Source organism: Sphingobium sp. ba1 (assembly GCF_000743655.1).
Classification (GTDB): Bacteria; Pseudomonadota; Alphaproteobacteria; order Sphingomonadales; family Sphingomonadaceae; genus Sphingobium.
Map to the genome: position 1 here is coordinate 10671 of NZ_JPPQ01000069.1, position 16801 is coordinate 27471.

Annotated in this window: 18 protein-coding genes and 1 pseudogene; 6 read left to right on the forward strand and 13 right to left on the reverse strand. The window is 64.3% G+C overall.

Annotation, left to right across the window (positions count from 1 at the left end; all coding sequences use genetic code 11):
• The 3 genes from IL54_RS03090 to ptsP all read right to left on the reverse strand — a co-directional run.
• The coding region (locus tag IL54_RS03090) for a hypothetical protein (RefSeq protein WP_037477701.1) at nucleotides 1-861 on the reverse strand (861 nt) is incomplete at its 3' end.
• 72 nt (nucleotides 862-933) lie between these two features.
• On the reverse strand, nucleotides 934-1896 hold the full coding sequence (locus IL54_RS03095; RefSeq protein WP_037473175.1) for a helix-turn-helix domain-containing protein: 963 nt from the start codon (nucleotides 1894-1896) through the stop codon (nucleotides 934-936).
• Nucleotides 1897-1985: 89 nt separating this feature from the next.
• The gene (gene ptsP, locus IL54_RS03100) at nucleotides 1986-4259 is read right to left on the reverse strand and encodes a phosphoenolpyruvate--protein phosphotransferase (protein ID WP_037473177.1); all 2274 of its coding nucleotides are present in this window, start codon (nucleotides 4257-4259) and stop codon (nucleotides 1986-1988) included.
• Between ptsP and IL54_RS23910 the strand changes: the two genes are divergently transcribed.
• Entirely contained in the window at nucleotides 4258-4407 is a 150-nt protein-coding gene (locus IL54_RS23910; RefSeq protein WP_156106097.1) for a hypothetical protein, read from the forward strand. The genes ptsP and IL54_RS23910 overlap by 2 nt on opposite strands.
• Nucleotides 4408-4450: 43 nt before the next feature.
• A complete protein-coding gene (locus IL54_RS03105) occupies nucleotides 4451-5617 on the forward strand; it encodes a pyridoxal phosphate-dependent aminotransferase (RefSeq protein WP_037473178.1) in 1167 nt (388 codons plus the stop codon).
• A gap of 243 nt (nucleotides 5618-5860) precedes the next feature.
• Here IL54_RS03105 and IL54_RS23915 read toward each other — a convergent pair whose 3' ends face one another.
• Genes IL54_RS23915 through IL54_RS03120 form a run of 3 tightly spaced genes read right to left on the reverse strand, consistent with a single transcriptional unit; the run spans nucleotide 5861 to nucleotide 7891 of the window.
• Entirely contained in the window at nucleotides 5861-6622 is a 762-nt protein-coding gene (locus tag IL54_RS23915; protein WP_156106099.1) for a hypothetical protein, read from the reverse strand.
• Nucleotides 6623-6629: 7 nt separating this feature from the next.
• Nucleotides 6630-7088: an SRPBCC domain-containing protein gene (locus IL54_RS03115; protein ID WP_037473180.1), complete on the reverse strand. Its 459-nt coding sequence runs from the start codon at nucleotides 7086-7088 to the stop codon at nucleotides 6630-6632.
• The gene (locus tag IL54_RS03120) at nucleotides 7085-7891 is read right to left on the reverse strand and encodes a VOC family protein (protein WP_037473182.1); all 807 of its coding nucleotides are present in this window, start codon (nucleotides 7889-7891) and stop codon (nucleotides 7085-7087) included. The genes IL54_RS03115 and IL54_RS03120 overlap by 4 nt, the downstream gene beginning before the upstream one ends.
• Before the next feature lie 106 nt (nucleotides 7892-7997).
• On the opposite strand from IL54_RS03120, the gene IL54_RS03125 reads away from it, so the two are divergent.
• Nucleotides 7998-8675, forward strand: coding sequence for a winged helix-turn-helix transcriptional regulator (locus tag IL54_RS03125; RefSeq protein WP_037473183.1), 678 nt, complete (start codon nucleotides 7998-8000; stop codon nucleotides 8673-8675).
• Here the strand turns inward: IL54_RS03125 and IL54_RS03130 are convergent.
• Nucleotides 8672-9406: an SDR family oxidoreductase gene (locus IL54_RS03130; RefSeq protein WP_037473184.1), complete on the reverse strand. Its 735-nt coding sequence runs from the start codon at nucleotides 9404-9406 to the stop codon at nucleotides 8672-8674. The genes IL54_RS03125 and IL54_RS03130 overlap by 4 nt on opposite strands.
• Before the next feature lie 100 nt (nucleotides 9407-9506).
• Between IL54_RS03130 and IL54_RS03135 the strand changes: the two genes are divergently transcribed.
• Nucleotides 9507-9920 carry a winged helix-turn-helix transcriptional regulator gene (locus IL54_RS03135; protein WP_037473185.1) on the forward strand — a complete coding sequence of 138 codons (414 nt, stop codon included), beginning with the start codon at nucleotides 9507-9509 and terminating at the stop codon, nucleotides 9918-9920.
• Nucleotides 9921-9923: 3 nt separating this feature from the next.
• Here the strand turns inward: IL54_RS03135 and IL54_RS03140 are convergent, their stop codons facing one another.
• The 5 genes from IL54_RS03140 to IL54_RS03160 all read right to left on the reverse strand — a co-directional run bounded on the left by IL54_RS03140 (nucleotide 9924) and on the right by IL54_RS03160 (nucleotide 13905).
• Nucleotides 9924-10784: a hypothetical protein gene (locus tag IL54_RS03140; RefSeq protein ID WP_037477703.1), complete on the reverse strand. Its 861-nt coding sequence runs from the start codon at nucleotides 10782-10784 to the stop codon at nucleotides 9924-9926.
• 95 nt (nucleotides 10785-10879) lie between these two features.
• Complete coding sequence (locus IL54_RS03145; RefSeq protein ID WP_037473187.1) at nucleotides 10880-11893, reverse strand: NAD(P)H-dependent flavin oxidoreductase; 1014 nt, start codon at nucleotides 11891-11893, stop codon at nucleotides 10880-10882.
• A gap of 132 nt (nucleotides 11894-12025) precedes the next feature.
• A complete protein-coding gene (locus IL54_RS03150) occupies nucleotides 12026-12325 on the reverse strand; it encodes a CcdB family protein (protein WP_037473188.1) in 300 nt (99 codons plus the stop codon).
• The gene (locus IL54_RS03155; RefSeq protein WP_037473190.1) at nucleotides 12325-12567 is read right to left on the reverse strand and encodes a type II toxin-antitoxin system CcdA family antitoxin; all 243 of its coding nucleotides are present in this window, start codon (nucleotides 12565-12567) and stop codon (nucleotides 12325-12327) included. The genes IL54_RS03150 and IL54_RS03155 overlap by 1 nt, the downstream gene beginning before the upstream one ends.
• A gap of 72 nt (nucleotides 12568-12639) precedes the next feature.
• Nucleotides 12640-13905, reverse strand: a complete 1266-nt coding sequence (locus tag IL54_RS03160) for an aspartate kinase (RefSeq protein ID WP_037473192.1) — start codon at nucleotides 13903-13905, stop codon at nucleotides 12640-12642.
• Between the two features lie 82 nt (nucleotides 13906-13987).
• Between IL54_RS03160 and ubiG the strand changes: the two genes are divergently transcribed.
• Nucleotides 13988-14725, forward strand: coding sequence for a bifunctional 2-polyprenyl-6-hydroxyphenol methylase/3-demethylubiquinol 3-O-methyltransferase UbiG (gene ubiG / locus IL54_RS03165; RefSeq protein WP_037473194.1), 738 nt, complete (start codon nucleotides 13988-13990; stop codon nucleotides 14723-14725).
• Between the two features lie 4 nt (nucleotides 14726-14729).
• On the opposite strand, the gene IL54_RS03170 is transcribed toward ubiG, so the two are convergent.
• The gene (locus IL54_RS03170; protein ID WP_037473197.1) at nucleotides 14730-15545 is read right to left on the reverse strand and encodes an HpcH/HpaI aldolase/citrate lyase family protein; all 816 of its coding nucleotides are present in this window, start codon (nucleotides 15543-15545) and stop codon (nucleotides 14730-14732) included.
• A 73-nt stretch (nucleotides 15546-15618) separates the two neighbouring features.
• On the opposite strand from IL54_RS03170, the pseudogene IL54_RS03175 reads away from it, so the two are divergent.
• A pseudogene (locus tag IL54_RS03175) lies at nucleotides 15619-16576 on the forward strand (SPFH domain-containing protein).
• The last annotated feature ends 225 nt before the right edge of the window (nucleotides 16577-16801 follow it).

Genomic DNA, 16801 nt, shown 5'->3' on the forward strand with positions numbered 1-16801 from the left:
GCCATAGACCTGCTCCAGCTCCGCATAGACTTTGCAGGCATCGGCCGGTTTTTTCAGCTGGATCAGCGCTTCACCCAGATAGGCAAGGCTGTCGGCCGCGCGATCGCCGCGCGGGCGCTTCTGATAATTTTCATAGAAAGCGACCGAGGCGAGCGCGGGCTTGCCATCGTCCAGATAGGCGCGGCCCAGCAGATTGGCGGCGCGGCTGGCGACCGAAGCGGTGCCATATTTGTCCACCGTCGCCTTCAACTGCCCCTGCGCTTCGGGATAATATTTGGCGTCCCAAAGGCGGAAACCATAAGTATAGGCGTCCTGCGCCGCGTCGCCCGTATCGGGCCGCTCGATCGCCGCGACCGCCGTCTTGCGCTCTTCGCTCGCGGCCGCAGGCGCGGCGGGCTTGGGCGCGGCAGGCTTTGCCGCGACGGGTGCGGGATCGGCCGCTACTGGCGCGGACACGGTCGGCCGGACGGCCACCGGCGCTTCGGCCGGGGCCAGACGCGCGTCGGTATCGGCCTTGTAGCGATTAAACGCTTCTTCCAACTGCTTGAGCTTGAAGCTGTTTTCCTCGACCTGCCCGGTGATCGACGACAGCTGCGATTCCAGCGCGCCCACCCGCGCGGTCAGGTCGGAAATCGGCGAGGAAGACGGCGATCCCGGCGCTATCGTCGGCGTCGTCGGCCGGGTGATCTGCGCCTCGATCGGCGTTCCGGCGGGAAACACCTTACGCTGCACCGCGCGCATTTCCTTTTCCAGCCGGTCGACCCGGCCTTCCACCGTTTGCGCCGACACCGGCGGCGCGAGCGCCAGCAGCAACGGCGCGCTCCACGCCATGGCAGATGTCGCGAATAGGACGTGACGCATGATGTTCCCCGACTAACTCTTACGCTTTAACCATAAGCCGTTATTCCGCGCGGTAAAGCGCGACGTGCATGGTTATTCGGGCGTCGCCGCGCCGCTGCCCGATGGTGCCGCCGGAGCGGGCGGGGCGGCAGATGGCGTTGCCGCGCTCGTACCCGCATCCTCGGCCGCAGGTGGCGGGGCCGGACGCGCCACGCGTCGTTGCGCCGTCGGCCGGGGTGCGGGCGCAGCCGTCGCCGGGGCCGCCGCTTCCGCCGTGCCCCGCGCCAGCAGCGCCTCGGCGCTGATCGGCACATCGGCGATGGTGCGATCGGCCGCGCCCAGCGGTGCCACCGCCTTGCCGCCGACCGTCACGGCCAACGCTTGCGGACGCCCCGTCAGGATCATGGGATTGCGCGCGGCGGCGGGCACGGCGAAACTCTCGCCCTTCTTCATCAGCCCGTCCTTCAACCGCTCGCCCGCCTCGTCATAGATGCGCAGCCACACATCATCGACCGCGGTCAGCACCACGGGTTGCGCCGCAGGGGCTACCGCAGCCCCAGCCACCGGACGCGCCGCCGCAGGACGCGCCTCATCCTGCGCCAATATCTGCTCGCTCGAAGGCGGCGTCGCCATCTGCGCGCGCCAGATCACCCATCCTGCCACCAGCAGGACCACGATCGCCGCCGCCGTCCAGGCCAGCGTACGCGATGGCACCCGCGCGGGATCGGCCGGTTCGAACATCTCGTACCGATTGGCCGTCATATCCGCGCCATGCACGCCCTGGCGCACCTGCGCGGCGATCGCCACTTCGTCCAGCCCCACGGCGCGGGCATAGGCCCGCGCAAAACCGACAGCATAGGGAATGCCGGGCAAGGCGGCATAATCGTCGCGCTCGACCGCATCGAGCTGACGCTGGGCGATCCGGGTGCGCGTCGCAATGTCGGACAAGGACAGCCCCATCGCTTCGCGCGCGACGCGCAGTTTCGCGCCGGGTGTATCGGGCTGCGTATCCGGTACGCTACCTGCGCCCGGCTCCAATTCCATTTCGTCTGCCATGCTGCTCCGCGACCTTAGAGTGAGGCCTTGTCTCACTGTGGGACGGGCGTTGTCAACGGCGGCAAGCCCTTCTTGCCGCAGTTCGCCCCTTATCCCAGCTCGATATGCCGCTCAGCCGCCCATTGCGTCAGCCGCGCGCGAATGTTGCGTTCGCCCGTGTCGAGCAGCTCGCGCATCAACGCCTGCACCTCGCTCGCGTCGATCGCGCGGATCATCGCCTTGACCGGCCCGACCGACGCCGGGGTGATCGACAGGCGCCGGATGCCAAGGCCGATCAGCGCCATCGCCTCCAGCGTCCGCCCGCCCATTTCGCCGCACACGCCCACGGGCACGCTATGCGCCTGGCATGTCCGCGCCACCCGGTCGAGGAAGCGAAGGATCGCGATGCTCAGCCAGTCATAGCGTTCGGCGAGCTTGGGATGGGCGCGGTCGGCCGCGAACAGAAATTGCGTCAGGTCATTGGTCCCGATCGACAGGAAATCGACGCGCGGCAACAATATGTCCAGCACCTCGGCCAGCGCCGGGACTTCCAGCATCGCCCCATAACGCACCGCAATCGGCAGCTTCTTCTTGCGCGCCAGCAGCCATTCGCGCTGATGCTCGACCAGCGCGCGCGCTTCCTCATATTCCCACGGTTCCGACACCATCGGGAACATGACATAGAGGATCTTGCCCGCCGCGGCCTCCAGCAGCGCGCGCGCCTGCGCCTTCATCAATCCGTCGCGATCCAGCGCCAGCCGCAGCGCGCGCCAGCCCATCGCCGGATTATCCTCATGCTCGTCATCCTCGCGCTGCATATAGGGCAGCGCCTTGTCCCCGCCGATATCGACGGTGCGGAAGATGACCGGCCGGTCGCCGGCCGCGTCCAGCACATCCTTGTAGAGCCGCTGCTGCTTTTCGCGCTGGGGCAAGGTAGCCGACACCAGGAACTGGAACTCGGTGCGAAAAAGCCCGATGCCGTCCGCCCCCACCATGTCGAGCGCCTGCGCATCTTCGCGAAGGCCTGCATTGACCATCAGCTCCACCCGCTGCCCGTCGGCGGTGACTGATGGCAGGTCGCGCATCGCGACGAACTCGGCGCGGCGCTTCTGCGTGACATGCAGCTTGTTCTCGAACGCCTCGTCCATGTCGGCGGTCGGGCGGATCAGCAGGCTGTTGGCGTTGACGTCCATCAGGATGAGGTCGCCTTCATTCACCAGATGGCGGATGTCGCGCACCCGGCCCAGCACCGGCACGCCCATGGCGCGCGCGACGATGGTGACATGGGCGGTCAGCGATCCTTCCTCCAGGATCACGCCCTTCAACCGCCGCCGATCATATTCCAGCAATTCGGCCGGCCCCAGGTTGCGCGCGATCAGGATCGCGTCCTGCCGCAACCCCATCTGCGCCGCCGTGCCCAACTGCCCCGACACGATCCGCAACAGCCGGTTGGCCAGATCCTCCAGATCATGCATCCGGTCGGACAGCAACGGATCGTCGATCTGCCGCATCCGCATCCGTGTGCGCTGCTGCACCCGCTCGATCGCCGCTTCGGCGGTCAGGCCGCTGTCGATCGCCTCGTTGATCCGGCGCGTCCAGCCCTCGTCATAGGCGAACATCTTGTAGGTTTCCAAAACCTCCTGATGCTCGCCCTCCATGCCGAACTCGGCCGCACCGGTCATCCGGTCGATCTGCTCGCGCATCTTGGCGAAGGCAGAGATTACGCGCGCCCGCTCCGCCTCGGTATCTTCCGCGACGGTATGTTCGATATGCACGCGCGGCTGGTGGAACACCACATGGCCCCGCGCCATGCCCATCACCAGTTGCAACCCGTGCAGCAGCGTCGTGCCGGTATCGGTCACGCGCAATTCGGCCTGGCCATCATCGGCCAGTTCGGCGTTGGCGATCAGTTCCGACATCACCATCGCGACGGTCTGGAGCGCCTCTATCTCCACCTCTTCATATTTGCGCGGATCGGCATGCTGCACGCACAATACGCCGATCGCGCGCTCGCGCCGCACGATCGGCACCCCGGCAAAGCTGTGGAACAATTCTTCCCCGGTTTCGGGACGATAGGCGAAGTCGGGGTGCGACGCGGCTTCGTCCAGGTTCAGCGTCTCGACATTGGTGGCAATCAGGCCGACCAGTCCCTCGCCCATCGCCATGCGGGTGACATGCACCGCCTCCTGCTTCAACCCGCGCGTCGCGAACAGCTCCAGCACGCCCTCGCGCACCAGGTAGATGGAGCAGACTTCGCTAGACAGCGACTCGCCGATCACCTCCACCACCTTGTTCAATTTCGCCTGCGCGCTGGTGCGCGACGCCATCACCTCCTGCAGGCGGATCAGGATCTGGCGGGCGGCGGCGGCGGGGGTGCTGGGCATGGATATGCGCTACCAGATGCGCAGTCCGCTTTCCAAGGCGATTCATGCACTATTGATGACGGTTTCCGTTAACTATGGAACGGCGACCGGCATAAAATTGCAAAAATCACCGGGCGGCATTGCGGAAATGACGCGCTGCTTCGTCTGATGCAATGAAGTTTCCGTTTTCTGGAACAGAGGGGACAATCGACATGACGATGATGCTGGACAAGGAAGCCAAGGACGATCTGATCGGGCGCGGCTATTCGCGCCGTCAACTGGCCGAGGTCGCTGCGCTGCTGGGCGCGGGCGTCGCTGCCAGCTCGCTGCTGAGCGGCGCTGCCCTGGCGCAGCAGCAGGCCGGGCGCGGCATCAAGGGTGCAGTCCGCATCGGTGCCAACGAATGCTGGACCGGGCCTTTCCCGTCCGGCGTTGCTGCGGCTGCAGAAGCCGCCTCGTTCGGCAACTGGTACGATCCCGACAATTATCGCGGCGACTTGGTCAAGACCGTCGCCACGGTCGAGGGCATCCCCGAAACCCATGTCATGCCCTGGCCCGGTTCGGGCGGCCCGCTGGTCAGCATCGTTGCGGCCTATTGCTCGCCGACCAAGGGTCTCGTCACCGCCGACCCGACCTTCGAATCCGCCTGGCGCACGGCTGATTATATGAAGGCGCCCATCGCCAAGGCACCACAGGCCATCGGCCAGGGCCATGACGTCAAGGCGATGCTCGCCGCCAACCCGAACGCCGGCCTCTATTATATCTGCACGCCCAACAACCCGACCGGCACGGTGACGCCGCTGGCCGACATCCAGTGGCTGCTCGACAACAAGCCCGCCGATTCGATGCTGCTGGTCGACGAAGCCTATCTGCACTTCTCCGAAGCGCCGAGCGCCGCCACGCTCATCGGGGCCCGCAAGGACATCATCGTCATGCGGACCTTCTCGAAGCTGTTCGGCATGGCCGGTGTGCGCCTCGGCCTCACCTTCGCCGACCCCGAAGTGCAAAAGCGCATCATGCTGTTCGGCCCGGCGGCCGGCGGCCTGTCGATCACCGCGATGCATTGCGGCAATGCGGTCTACACCGAAGCGGCGCTCATCAAGGCCCGCCGCGAGGAAATGATCGCCAACCGCGAGGAAACCATCGCCTATCTGACCAAGAAGGGCATCGAAGTGCAGCCCGGCAGCCAGGCCAATATGTTCATGGTCAACTGGAAAAAGCCCGCCAAGGACATGCAGGCCGCACTGATCGCTACCCCTGAAAAGGTCCAAATCGGCCGCAGCTGGGCCATCTGGCCCACCGTCTCCCGCGTCACCGTCGGCTCCGCCGACGACATGGCCAAATTCCGCGCCGCCGTGGACAAGGTCTACAAGGCGTAAGACTTTTCATTACGAGAAGTGCAAAGGGCGTCCGGGCAACCGGGCGCCCTTTTTTGTTGGTGCGTTGATGATGCGGGCGGGCTGGGCGGGGACGGCGAACGCCCCGACACCTGCACCTCTTTCGTCATGCCAGCGAAAGCTGGTATGACGAAAGAGATGAATGGGGTAAGCCCCTCAAACCCCGTCACCCCGGACTTGATCAGAAACGATATAGCTGACGAACTGAGGGAGCTGACAATCCTGTCACAGTCTGCAAAGGTCCGACATAACGGATTCGACCGCAGCGACCAGCTTAAATAAAGTTGGAAACAAGGGAATTTCCGAAGCATTACCAGGTTCGCTTATTATTACCTCGACAGGCACAGGAATATCTTGTTCCACTTTAGTTGGGTGAAGAAACAAGTTCGCATCGGTCATGGTAAATCCAGTCCACTCCACATCTCTGCCGACACGTTTAATGACAGTCATATTTCCTTCGAACATAGCAGGAAATGTTGGAATAAATGAACGAATAAAACTTGGTTCCAAACTGGCATAACTTGCTGACGGTATCAGAAGTTTATGCTTATCCATAACATCAAGATCATGAATAAGAACGATTTCCTCATTTCCTCCCCTATAAGGCCTGATACCCCCGAAAGCATCGATGACATTTTGAGGAGCCTTATTTATCATTTTTGCTTCGAATGTCTTATCTAAATCTTCTAAGGATTTGGCTATTGGGAATTGGACTTTTTTCAGATCGGCTGGACCACCACAATGCGGCGAGACAATCTCCCAGGTGCGGTGGTCGAGCGCGGTCCTCAAGTTATGCACCGCGTCTCCAACTATGAGAGCGAGGATAGCTATAGAGGCTTCTTCACGTCGCGCGCCAATGGAACGTTTTCCCGACTGATAATCTACTTCGAAAGTGTATCGAAACAGCCTATTTTCTTGGACAAAGGTTTTTGCGTTTTGGATGTGCTGCTTAGCCCGTTCGATTTTAAGGCGATAACTACCTTCCATGCCCACCTCACCCCACCACCTCGCACAACACCTTAAACTGCGCCATCATCGCATCCCACCCAGGATGGAAGCCCATCTCCAGGTGCCGCGCCTTGGCCTGCGCATCCCAATGGCGCGCCGTCGCGGTGAAGCGCGTCCCCTCGCCCTCCGGCGCGAAGGACCAGATCGCGGTCAGGAACGGCGTCTGTGGCACCCAGCCGACCGCATAGGCATCGGTCGTGACGATCCGCGCTTCCGGCACGACCTCCAGAAAAACGCCCTCCATCGGCCCGCTATCCGCGCCGTCCGGCCCGAACATCCGCACCGCGCTGCGTCCGCCGGGGCGCATATCCTCCTCGATCACCTCGGCGCGCCAGGGTTCGGGGCAGAACCATTCGCCCTTGCGATCGCGCCACACCTGCCAGCATGTCGCGCGCGGCGCGGCGATGTGGCAGGTCACGGACAGCTCATGGAGATCCTCGCTCATGACGCTTCCCCCGCGCGCATCCCCACCAGCGCGAACATCGCGCCCTGCGGATCAAGCGCCTGGATGATCCAGCCACCACCCGGCACTTCCATCGGCCCGTTGAGCACGGTGCCACCCCCCGCTGTCACCCGCGCGACCGCCGCGTCAATATCGCCGACGATGAAGTAGAACAGCCACAAGGGCACCGGCATTTCCTTGGGCTGCGGCATGATGCCCCCGCTCATGCTCTGGAAATCGCTGCCGCCGGTCTGCGAAACGAGCTGATACAGCCCCATCTCGCCCATATCCATGGCCTCGCCCTTGGTCCAACCGAACGCCCCGGTGTAGAAATCCAGATCGGCATCGAAAGCGCCGCTATAGAGTTCATGCCAGCCGACATGCCCCATCGCCATCGGCGGCACCGGGTCCATCTCGTCGGGGCTGGAGCCCTTGAGCAGCATGAAGGTCGCGCCGCCCGGATCGGCCATCACCGCAAAGCGGCCGACGCCCGGAATATCCTCCGCCGCGCGCTGCACCTGCCCGCCCGCTGCCACCAGCCGCGCCGCGTCCGCATCGACATCGCCCGACCCGACATAGCCGCCCCACCAGGGCGTCATCCCGCAATCCTTCGCCTCGGCCGGAATCGCCATCACGCCACCCACCGGCCCGGCGCTGCCCGACACCACCATATAGGGATCATCGCCCAGCGCATCGCCAAAGGGCTGCGCCGTCCAGCCGACCACATCGCCGTAAAAAGCCAGCGCCGCCTGCGGATCGCTGGTCATCAGTTCATACCAGAAAAACTGCCCGTTCATGTCGGCCATCGCGTCTCTCCCTCCGGTCGTCGGCGATTCCGGTCCGACTCGCCGCCTTGCACAAGATGCCCGCGATGATTATATTAAGCAACTGCATAGTTAGAAAAGATAACCAATGGTCACAGCCAGCCGGAAAAGAGCCTATCAGGACGGATGCGCCGTCGCCCATGCGCTGGACATCATCGGCGATCGCTGGGCGCTGCCGATTATGCGCGAATTGATGCTCGGCCCCAAGCGTTTCACCGACCTGCGCGCCGGGCTGCCCGGAATCAGCGCCAATGTGCTGACGCAAAGGCTGGAGGAACTGGAGGCGCAGAGCATCGTCGTCCGCCGTCGCCTGCCCCCGCCCGCCGCGAGCCAGATTTACGACCTCACCGACTGGGGCCGCGAGTCGGAAATATTGTTCCGGGTGTTGGGCCGATGGGCCTGCCGCTCCCCGACGATGCAACCGGGCAAGCCGATGAGCCAGGTCTCGGTGATCCTCTCGCTCCGCACGATGATTGATCGCAGCGCAATCGGCAGCATGGACGCGACCATCGGCCTGCACCTTGGCGAAGAGCAATTCCGCGCCACCTTGCGCCATGGCGACTTCACCATCGACCGGGGCGAAGCGGCCGGCGCGGACGTCATCCTGTCCGGCGACCCGAATGCGTTGGTCGCGGTCATCTATGGCGGCGCGTCCTTCGCGGACGTGGCCCTGACGATCGAGGGCGACCGGGCGCTGGCCGACCGCTTCGTCCGCCTCTTCCCCCTGCCGCCCAAAGCACCCTCGACCGTGGCCGATCCGTCCTAGCCGTTGAGCATCGCAAACACCTGATCGAATTCGCCGCGCCGGGTCGCCTCGGTCCAAAACTTCACTAGCTCGACATGGATTTCGGCCGGGGTCGGCTGCTGCCGCAACAACGCCATGGTCTCGGCGATATAGTCGGCCAGCGGCATCATGTCCGCATTCTCGGCATGACCCGGCATCAGGTCGGTCTGCACGCCGGGCGGCACGATCTCGATCAGCTCGACGCTCGTCCCTGCCAACTGCGCGCGCATAGCCAGCGACCAGCTATGGATCGCTGCCTTGGTCGCGCTATAGGTCGGCGTCGCCGCCAGCGGCACGAAGGCCAGCCCCGACGATACGGTGATCAGGCTCGCCGCCGCCTGCGCCCGCAGATGCGGCAGCAGCGCATGGCTCAGCCGGATCGGCCCCAGCAAATTGGTCGCCACCGTCGTCTCGGCGACGGTAAGATCAATGCCCTCCTCCGCCATCATCACGCCCGCGTTCAGCACCACGGCATTGAGCGCCGGGAAATCCGCGACCAGCCTGCCTGCAAAGGCGACGATCGCCGCGGCATCCTCCATATCCAGCGTCATCGCCGCTATGCCGGGATGCGCGGCCACCACCGCATCCAGCGCCGCCTGCCGCCGCCCCGCGATGATCACCTGATTGCCCGCTGCATGAAATTCATGCGCCAGCGCCGCGCCGATGCCCGATCCGCCGCCGGTGATGAGGATGGTCTTGCCTGTGGTCTGCATGGGTCACTCCTTGTCTTAATGGGTTGACCGCCATCCTATCGCCATGCTCTCTTTTGGAAAGAAGGCACCGCAAAGTGCTATACGCACCACAGGGTAAGAAATGGAAAATGCAGGCCACCCGCTCCCCCGCGCCACCGATAATCTGTCGGAGGACGCCGCCCCCATCGACCCGCGCGTCGAGCGACTCGTCAACGAGCTGATCGGCCGCGTCGCCGACAAATGGACGCTGCTGGTGCTGGAACTGCTGGAGGAAAAGGGCACGCTCCGCTTCACCCAGATCGCGCGCCAGGTCGAAGGGATCAGCCAGAAGATGCTGACCCACACCCTGCGGCAGATGGAGCGGGACGGCCTGGCCACCCGCATCGTCCATCCCGTCGTGCCGCCGCATGTCGATTATGCGCTGACCCCGCTCGGCAATAGCCTCAGCGCCGCCTTTTGCGGGGTGTGGACCTGGGCCGAAACCCACCTCGCCACGGTGGAAGCCGCGCGCGCCCGTTTCGACGCGCGCGACTGACCGCTATTCCTGATTGGTCGGCAGCGGCTGGATCATCAGCTTCGGCCCGGCCGCACTTGGCTGGGATGGCGCGCCGGGCTGGGCTGGCGCAACCGGGGGTTTCGCGGGCGCATCGGGCGGCGGTGGCAGATTCTGCTGTATCGCGCTTGTGATGCTCGGCGAAAAGCCCTGCGGTGGCGCTTCACCCGGCGGCACGGGCGGCGGCGGCAGCGGCGTTGGCGACACGACCACGGTCACGCTCGCGCCGAACCGCGACTGCCATTCGGCCAGCCGCCGCAGATAATCGGCATAGGCGGCATAGAAATCCTGAAACGGCTTTTCCAGCTCCGCCAACGCTTCGGGCGCATAGTCCAGCAGCGCGCTCGATGGCATCGCCAGCAGTTTGGCTCCCACGCGCTCAGCCACCGGGCAGAAGCTCTTGGTCACGGGCGGTAGCGAAAAGAAATTATAGACGACCGTATTCAACCGCTCCCGCGCGGATAATCCGGGGCGGCCATAAGCCACCGTATAATTGCGATCGACCGCCTCATTGGCCTTCGTCAACAGCGGCCCGTGAACATGCAGCAACCGGTTATATTGCAAGCGCGGCAGATCGGCGGCGCTGCGGCACGACAGCGCAGCGACATTCAACGCCATCCGCACATGCCACAGCGCCGTATTGGACGTGACCTTGCGATTGGGCGTCAGATATTGGCCATCCTCCATTTCGGGGATGCTCATATTTTCGACCGCCCCCATGGGCGGCCGCGGCATCATCGTTTCCACCACGGGCGGCGGCGGCGTGGGTGGCGGCGGCTTCACCGGGGTCGAACAGGCGGCCAGGACCGCCAGCGACACGAGGGATAGACGGCCGGAACGGCGCATGGGCAACATCAAATTCTCCGCTGGGACTGCGCCTCGGTCATGCCGGGCATTTGCCTCGGAGGAAATATGCCAGATGTTCCGTTCGTCGCAAGCCTTCAGGCGGCTCGCCGCTCCAGCGCGTCTGTGGCCTGCGCCATCAGCTGCGCGATGATGTCGGCGACCGGCTCTTCCTTGGTCACCATGCCGACCGACTGGCCCGCCATCAGCGACCCGCCCTCGACATCGCCGTCGACCACCGCGCGGCGCAGCGCGCCCGCCCAATAATGTTCGATCTGCAACTGCGCTTCCATCATGTCGACCGCGCCTTCATCGAGCATATTGGCGACTTCGCGCTGCTTGATGGTGAAATTCTCCATCCCGGCATTTTTGAGCGAGCGCACCGGAATGACCGGCAGGCGCGGGTCGATCTGCACGCTGGCGATCGCGTCGCGCGCCGATGCGCGGAAAAAGGCCTTTTTGAAATTGGGATGGGCGATGCTCTCGGTCGCGCAGGCAAAGCGCGTGCCCAATTGCACGCCCGCCGCGCCCATCTCCAGATAAGCGGCGATCGCCTCGCCTCGGCCGATCCCGCCCGCGACGAACACGGGCACCTGCGCCGCCATGTCGGGCAATATTTCCTGCGCCAGCACGCTGGTTGATACCGGGCCGATATGGCCGCCCGCTTCCATGCCCTCGACCACCAATGCATCGACGCCCGACCGCACCAGCTTCTTGGCGAGGCTCAGCGCCGGGGCAAAGCAAATGAGCTTCGCGCCCTTCTGCTTGATCGCCTCGATACTGCCCTTGGGCGGCAATCCCCCCGCCAGCACGACATGGGTGACGTCATGCTTGGCGCATATGTCGATCAGATCGAACAATTGCGGATGCATGGTGATCAGGTTCACGCCGAACGGCTTGCTCGTCAGCGCCTTGGTCGCCGCAATCTCCCGGTCGAGCAGTTCCGGCGTCATCGCCCCGCACGCGATCACCCCGAAAGCCCCGGCATTGGAGATCGCCGCCACCAGGTTGCGCTCCGACACCCAGCTCATCGCCCCACACAGGATCGCACTCTCGCACCCCAGAAAGTCGGTGCCACGGGCCATGAGGGAAGCAAGCTTGGCGTTGGTCATAAAGTCTTTCCTGCAAACCAAAAAGCCCCTCCCTTCGAAGGGAGGGGTTGGGGTGGGTGCTATCCACTCGGCGAAGCGAATGCCCGCATCCTTCCCCTGAAGGGGAGGCGTGAAAAGGTCAACCGATGCCCCTCAAAATCCGCAGATCAGCATGTCGAGCGCATTGCCGATCGCGAGGGAATCCTCCCGCAAAGACACCAGCCTGACTTTCAACTCTGACACGGGCACCGTTGCCGCGAATTGCGTCACCATAACGCACGGCTTGCCTTCGATCTCGAACACCGGGTTCAGCCGGGCGGCAGGCTTAGGCGCATCCGTTTCCAGCATCAGCGGCACGACAAACCGCGTGTTGAGATCGCTAAGCAAATCGGCCTGACAATCGAGCAGATAGACCGCCACGCCACGCGACCGGTAGACATCGAACTTCGCCATCAGAAGCGGCGGAAACCGGCGAGCGGCACACCTTGATCCTCGACATGCCGATTGGACGAAGCCAGCGCATCGGCATTATCCGCGCGCCATTGCTGTTCCCGTGCCTCGGCAATCTGATCCGCCAGCCCGCGCTCGCACGCGCGCGAGATGTTGATCTGGAATGCCCGCGCTTCCTCCAGCAGCCCGCTATCGAGCGATATGTTGGTCGCCTTGCGACGAACGGACGGCATCGGCTTGTTCATAGAACCTCGGCTTTCCTGCGCACACTATATGCGCAACAAAGCCGAGGCAACAGGTCGCGCAGGCCGCGCGGCTCAAGCCGCCGGCGCGTCCAGCCCATAGGCCGTATGCAGCACGCGCACCGCCAACTCCGTCTCATCCTCGTCGATCAGCACCGACACCTTGATCTCGCTCGTCGAAATCGCCTCGATATTGATGCCGCGCTCGGCCAGCGTCTTGAACATCGTCGCGGCGACGCCCGCATGGCTGCGCATACCCACACCCACGACACTGATCTTGGCGACTTCGGTATCGGTGATGATCCGGCGGAAGCCGATCACGTCCTTGTTGGCTTCCAAAATGTCCACGCTGCGCGCCAGGTCCGCGCGCGGCACGGTGAAGGTCACGTCGGTTTCCTCGGTATCCTTCGAATCATTCTGGATGATCATGTCGACATTGATCGCGGCATCGGCCAGGGGCGTGAAGATGCTGGCTACCGCGCCCGGCTTGTCGGGTACGCGCGTCACGATGATCTTCGCCTCATTCTTGTCATGGGCGATGCCGGTGATGAGCTGACGTTCCATCTTATTTTCCTTGCGCTTGGCTTCCAGTTCCTCGTCGCTGACGATCAGCGTGCCGGGCAGGTCGGTCTGGGTGGGATCATCGAAGGAGGACAGCACCTGCACGACCACGCCTTCCTTCATGGCGAGGCCGACCGAGCGGGTTTGCAGCACCTTGGCCCCCACCGACGCCAGCTCCAGCATCTCCTCATAGGTGACGAGGTCGAGCTTGCGCGCCCGCGCCACGATGCGCGGGTCGGTGGTGTAGACGCCATCCACATCGGTATAGATGTCGCAGCGATCGGCCTTGATCGCGGCGGCCACCGCCACCGCCGACGTGTCCGACCCGCCCCGGCCCAGCGTCGAGACGCGCCCGTCCGCCATCATCCCCTGGAAACCGGGGATCACCGCGACCTGGCCTGCGCCCATGGCAGCGAGCAGCGCGCCGGTGTCGATGCTATCCACTCGCGCCTTGGCATGGGCTTCCACCGTCTTGATCGGCAATTGCCAGCCAAGCCAGCTGCGCGCGTCCACGCCCATGGCTTTCAGCGTCATCGCCAGCAGCCCGCTGGTGATCTGCTCGCCCGCTGCGACCACGACATCATATTCGGCCGGATCATAGAGCGCCGAAGCTTCCTTACAGAACCCCACCAGCCGGTCCGTCTCGCCCGCCATCGCCGACACGACGACGGCAACCTCATGCCCCTGCGCCACGACATGTTTTACCCGCGCGGCCACGTTGCGAATTCGCTCCATCCCCGCCATGGAGGTGCCGCCGAATTTCATCACGATGCGCGCCATTTGCTTGTCGAACCTGCTAGTTGGTGAGTAAGAAAATGTCCCAGAAGGGCGAAACGGCGCTTCTTTAGCAGCGGATACGGATATGGCAAGCAACGCAACGGCAACGATCGACCCCAAGGAAGCCGCCCATTTCGGGGCAATGGCCGCCGATTGGTGGGATCCCAACGGGTCCAGCGCGATGCTGCATAAGCTCAACCCCGTGCGCCTGACCTATATCCGCGCCGCGATCGACACCCATTGGCCGACAAACGCCCAATCCTTCCAACCGCTTGCCGGCAAGCGCGCGCTCGATGTCGGCTGCGGCGCCGGGTTGCTCACCGAACCGCTCGCCCGCCTAGGCGCGACCGTCACCGGCCTGGACGCCGCGCCCGAAAATATCGCCGCCGCCACCGCCCATGCCGCGACTCAGGGCCTGACCATCGATTATCGCGCAACGCCGGTCGAGGACGTCACCGACAGCGGCTATGATCTTGTCACCTCGATGGAAGTGATCGAGCATGTCGCCGACCCGGCCGCCTTCGTCGCCGCGCTCGCCGCCAAGCTCGCGCCCGACGGGCTGATGATCCTCTCCACCCCCAACCGCACCCCCTTGTCGCGCATCGCCATGATCACCATCGGCGAAAGCATCGGCGGCATCCCCAAGGGGACGCATGATTGGCGCAAGTTCCTGACGCCTGAAGAACTCACCGCCCTGCTCGACGCCGCAGGCCTCGACGTCATCGACAGCAGCGGCCTGACCTTCGATCCCGCGCGTGGCTTCACTTTGTCGGCGAACAAGGCGATCAACTATCTGCTGACCGCCCGGCATCGCCCGGCCTGATCGGCTACAGCCCCACCGCCTCGGCCCGCGTCACCAGCGCGCGGGCTTCTTCCACATGCATCGTCTCGATCATGCGCCCCTCGAACCGCTCGGCCCCGCCGGTCGCCGCCGCGATCAAGCGCCGGGCGTCCGCCAGCGCCTGCGCATCCGGCCCGAACACGCCATTCGCCACCGCCACTTGGCCCGGATGGATCAGCGTCTTGCCATCGAACCCCAGCGCATGGCCCGCCGCACATTCCGCCTCCAGCCCCGTGAGGTCATCCAGCCGGTTATACACCCCGTCGAACACCGCAATCCCCGCCGCCCGCGCCGCCAGCACCACGGTCTGCATGGCCGTCGCCAGCCCTTCGCGCCCAGCCCCCGCCGGTATCCCCAAATCCCGCCGCAGGTCGTTATTCCCCATGAACAGCCCCGCGCACCCTTCCGCCGCGGCAATCTCCACCGCCGCCAGTACCCCGCGCGCGCTTTCGATCATCGCGATCACCGGCTTCTGGCTCACGCTATAGACATCGCGCACCTGCCGCGCGCTCTCCACCTTGGGCAGTACGACATAGTCGGCCGCCGCCCCCTTCATCGCCACCATTTCCATCCCGTGCCAGGGCGTCCCCGCCACATTGATCCGCACCGCCGCAAGTCGGTCGCCAAACCCCTCGGCCAGCGCCGCCACCGCCGCTTCGCGCGCAGTCTCCTTGGCGTCGTCGGTCACCGCATCCTCCAGGTCCAATATCACCATGTCGCACGGCAACGTCCGCGCCTTGGAGATGGCGCGCGCATTGGATGCGGGCAGGAACAACAGCGAACGGGCGTGACGCAGCAACATGGGACTCTCCTCGGTTTGCCTTCCCCCGTTAACAAATAAGGCGCATAGTCCAACCCTGTTTCGGGAGACCATGATGCTGACCACCTTCGCGCTCACGCTTACGGGCCTCGTGCTCTTCTACCTCGCGGTCAGCGTGAAGGTGGTGCGGCAGGGCTATCAATATACGATCGAGCGCTTCGGTCGCTTCACCGAAGTCGCCAAGCCCGGCCTCAATTTCTACCCCGCCTTCTTCTATGCCGTGGGGCGCAAGATCAACATGATGGAGCAGGTGGTCGATATTCCGGGGCAGGAGATCATCACCAAGGATAATGCCATGGTGTCGGTCGACGGCGTGGTCTTCTTCCAGGTGCTGGACGCCGCCAAGGCCGCCTATGAAGTCTCCGAACTTTATGTCGCCATCATGCAGTTGGCGACCACCAACCTGCGCACCGTGATGGGCTCGATGGACCTCGACGAAACCCTGTCCAAGCGCGACGAGATCAACGCCCGCCTGCTGTCGGTAGTCGATCAGGCGACCAACGCCTGGGGCATCAAGATCACCCGCGTCGAACTCAAGGACATTCGCCCGCCCGCCGACATCGTCAGCGCCATGGGCCGCCAGATGAAGGCCGAACGCGAAAAGCGCGCCAACATCCTCGATGCCGAAGGCATGCGCGCTTCCGAAATCCTGCGTGCCGAGGGTGAGAAGCAGGGCCAGATCCTGCAAGCCGAAGGCCGCCGCGAAGCCGCCTTCCGCGACGCCGAAGCCCGCGAACGCGAAGCCGAAGCCGAAGCCCGCGCCACCCAGATGGTCTCCGACGCGATCAGCGCCGGCAACCCGCAGGCGCTCAACTACTTCATCGCGCAAAAATATACCGAAGCCGTCAGCCAGTTCGCCACCAGCCCCAACGCCAAGACCATCCTCTTCCCGGTCGAAGCCACCCAGCTGATCGGCACCCTGGGCGGCATCGGCGCGCTGGCCAAAGCCGCCCTCGGCGACGACGGCACCCCCACCCCCACGCCGCGGCCCCTTCGGCCAAAGCCAGGGGTAAACGGGATAGGCACCTCTAGCCACAAATCTCCGTTCGTTTCGAGCGAAGTCGAGAAACGCCCCGCACAGGTTTCTCGACTACGCTCGAAACGAACGGCGTCTTTACCCCGCCCCCCGTCATCCCCGCGAAGGCGGGGACCCATCTCCCACCCCCTCCCCCGGCACTGCGCAGCAATGACCCCCAACCCCCGGACCCCCACCCCATGACCCTGCTCACCCTGCTCGA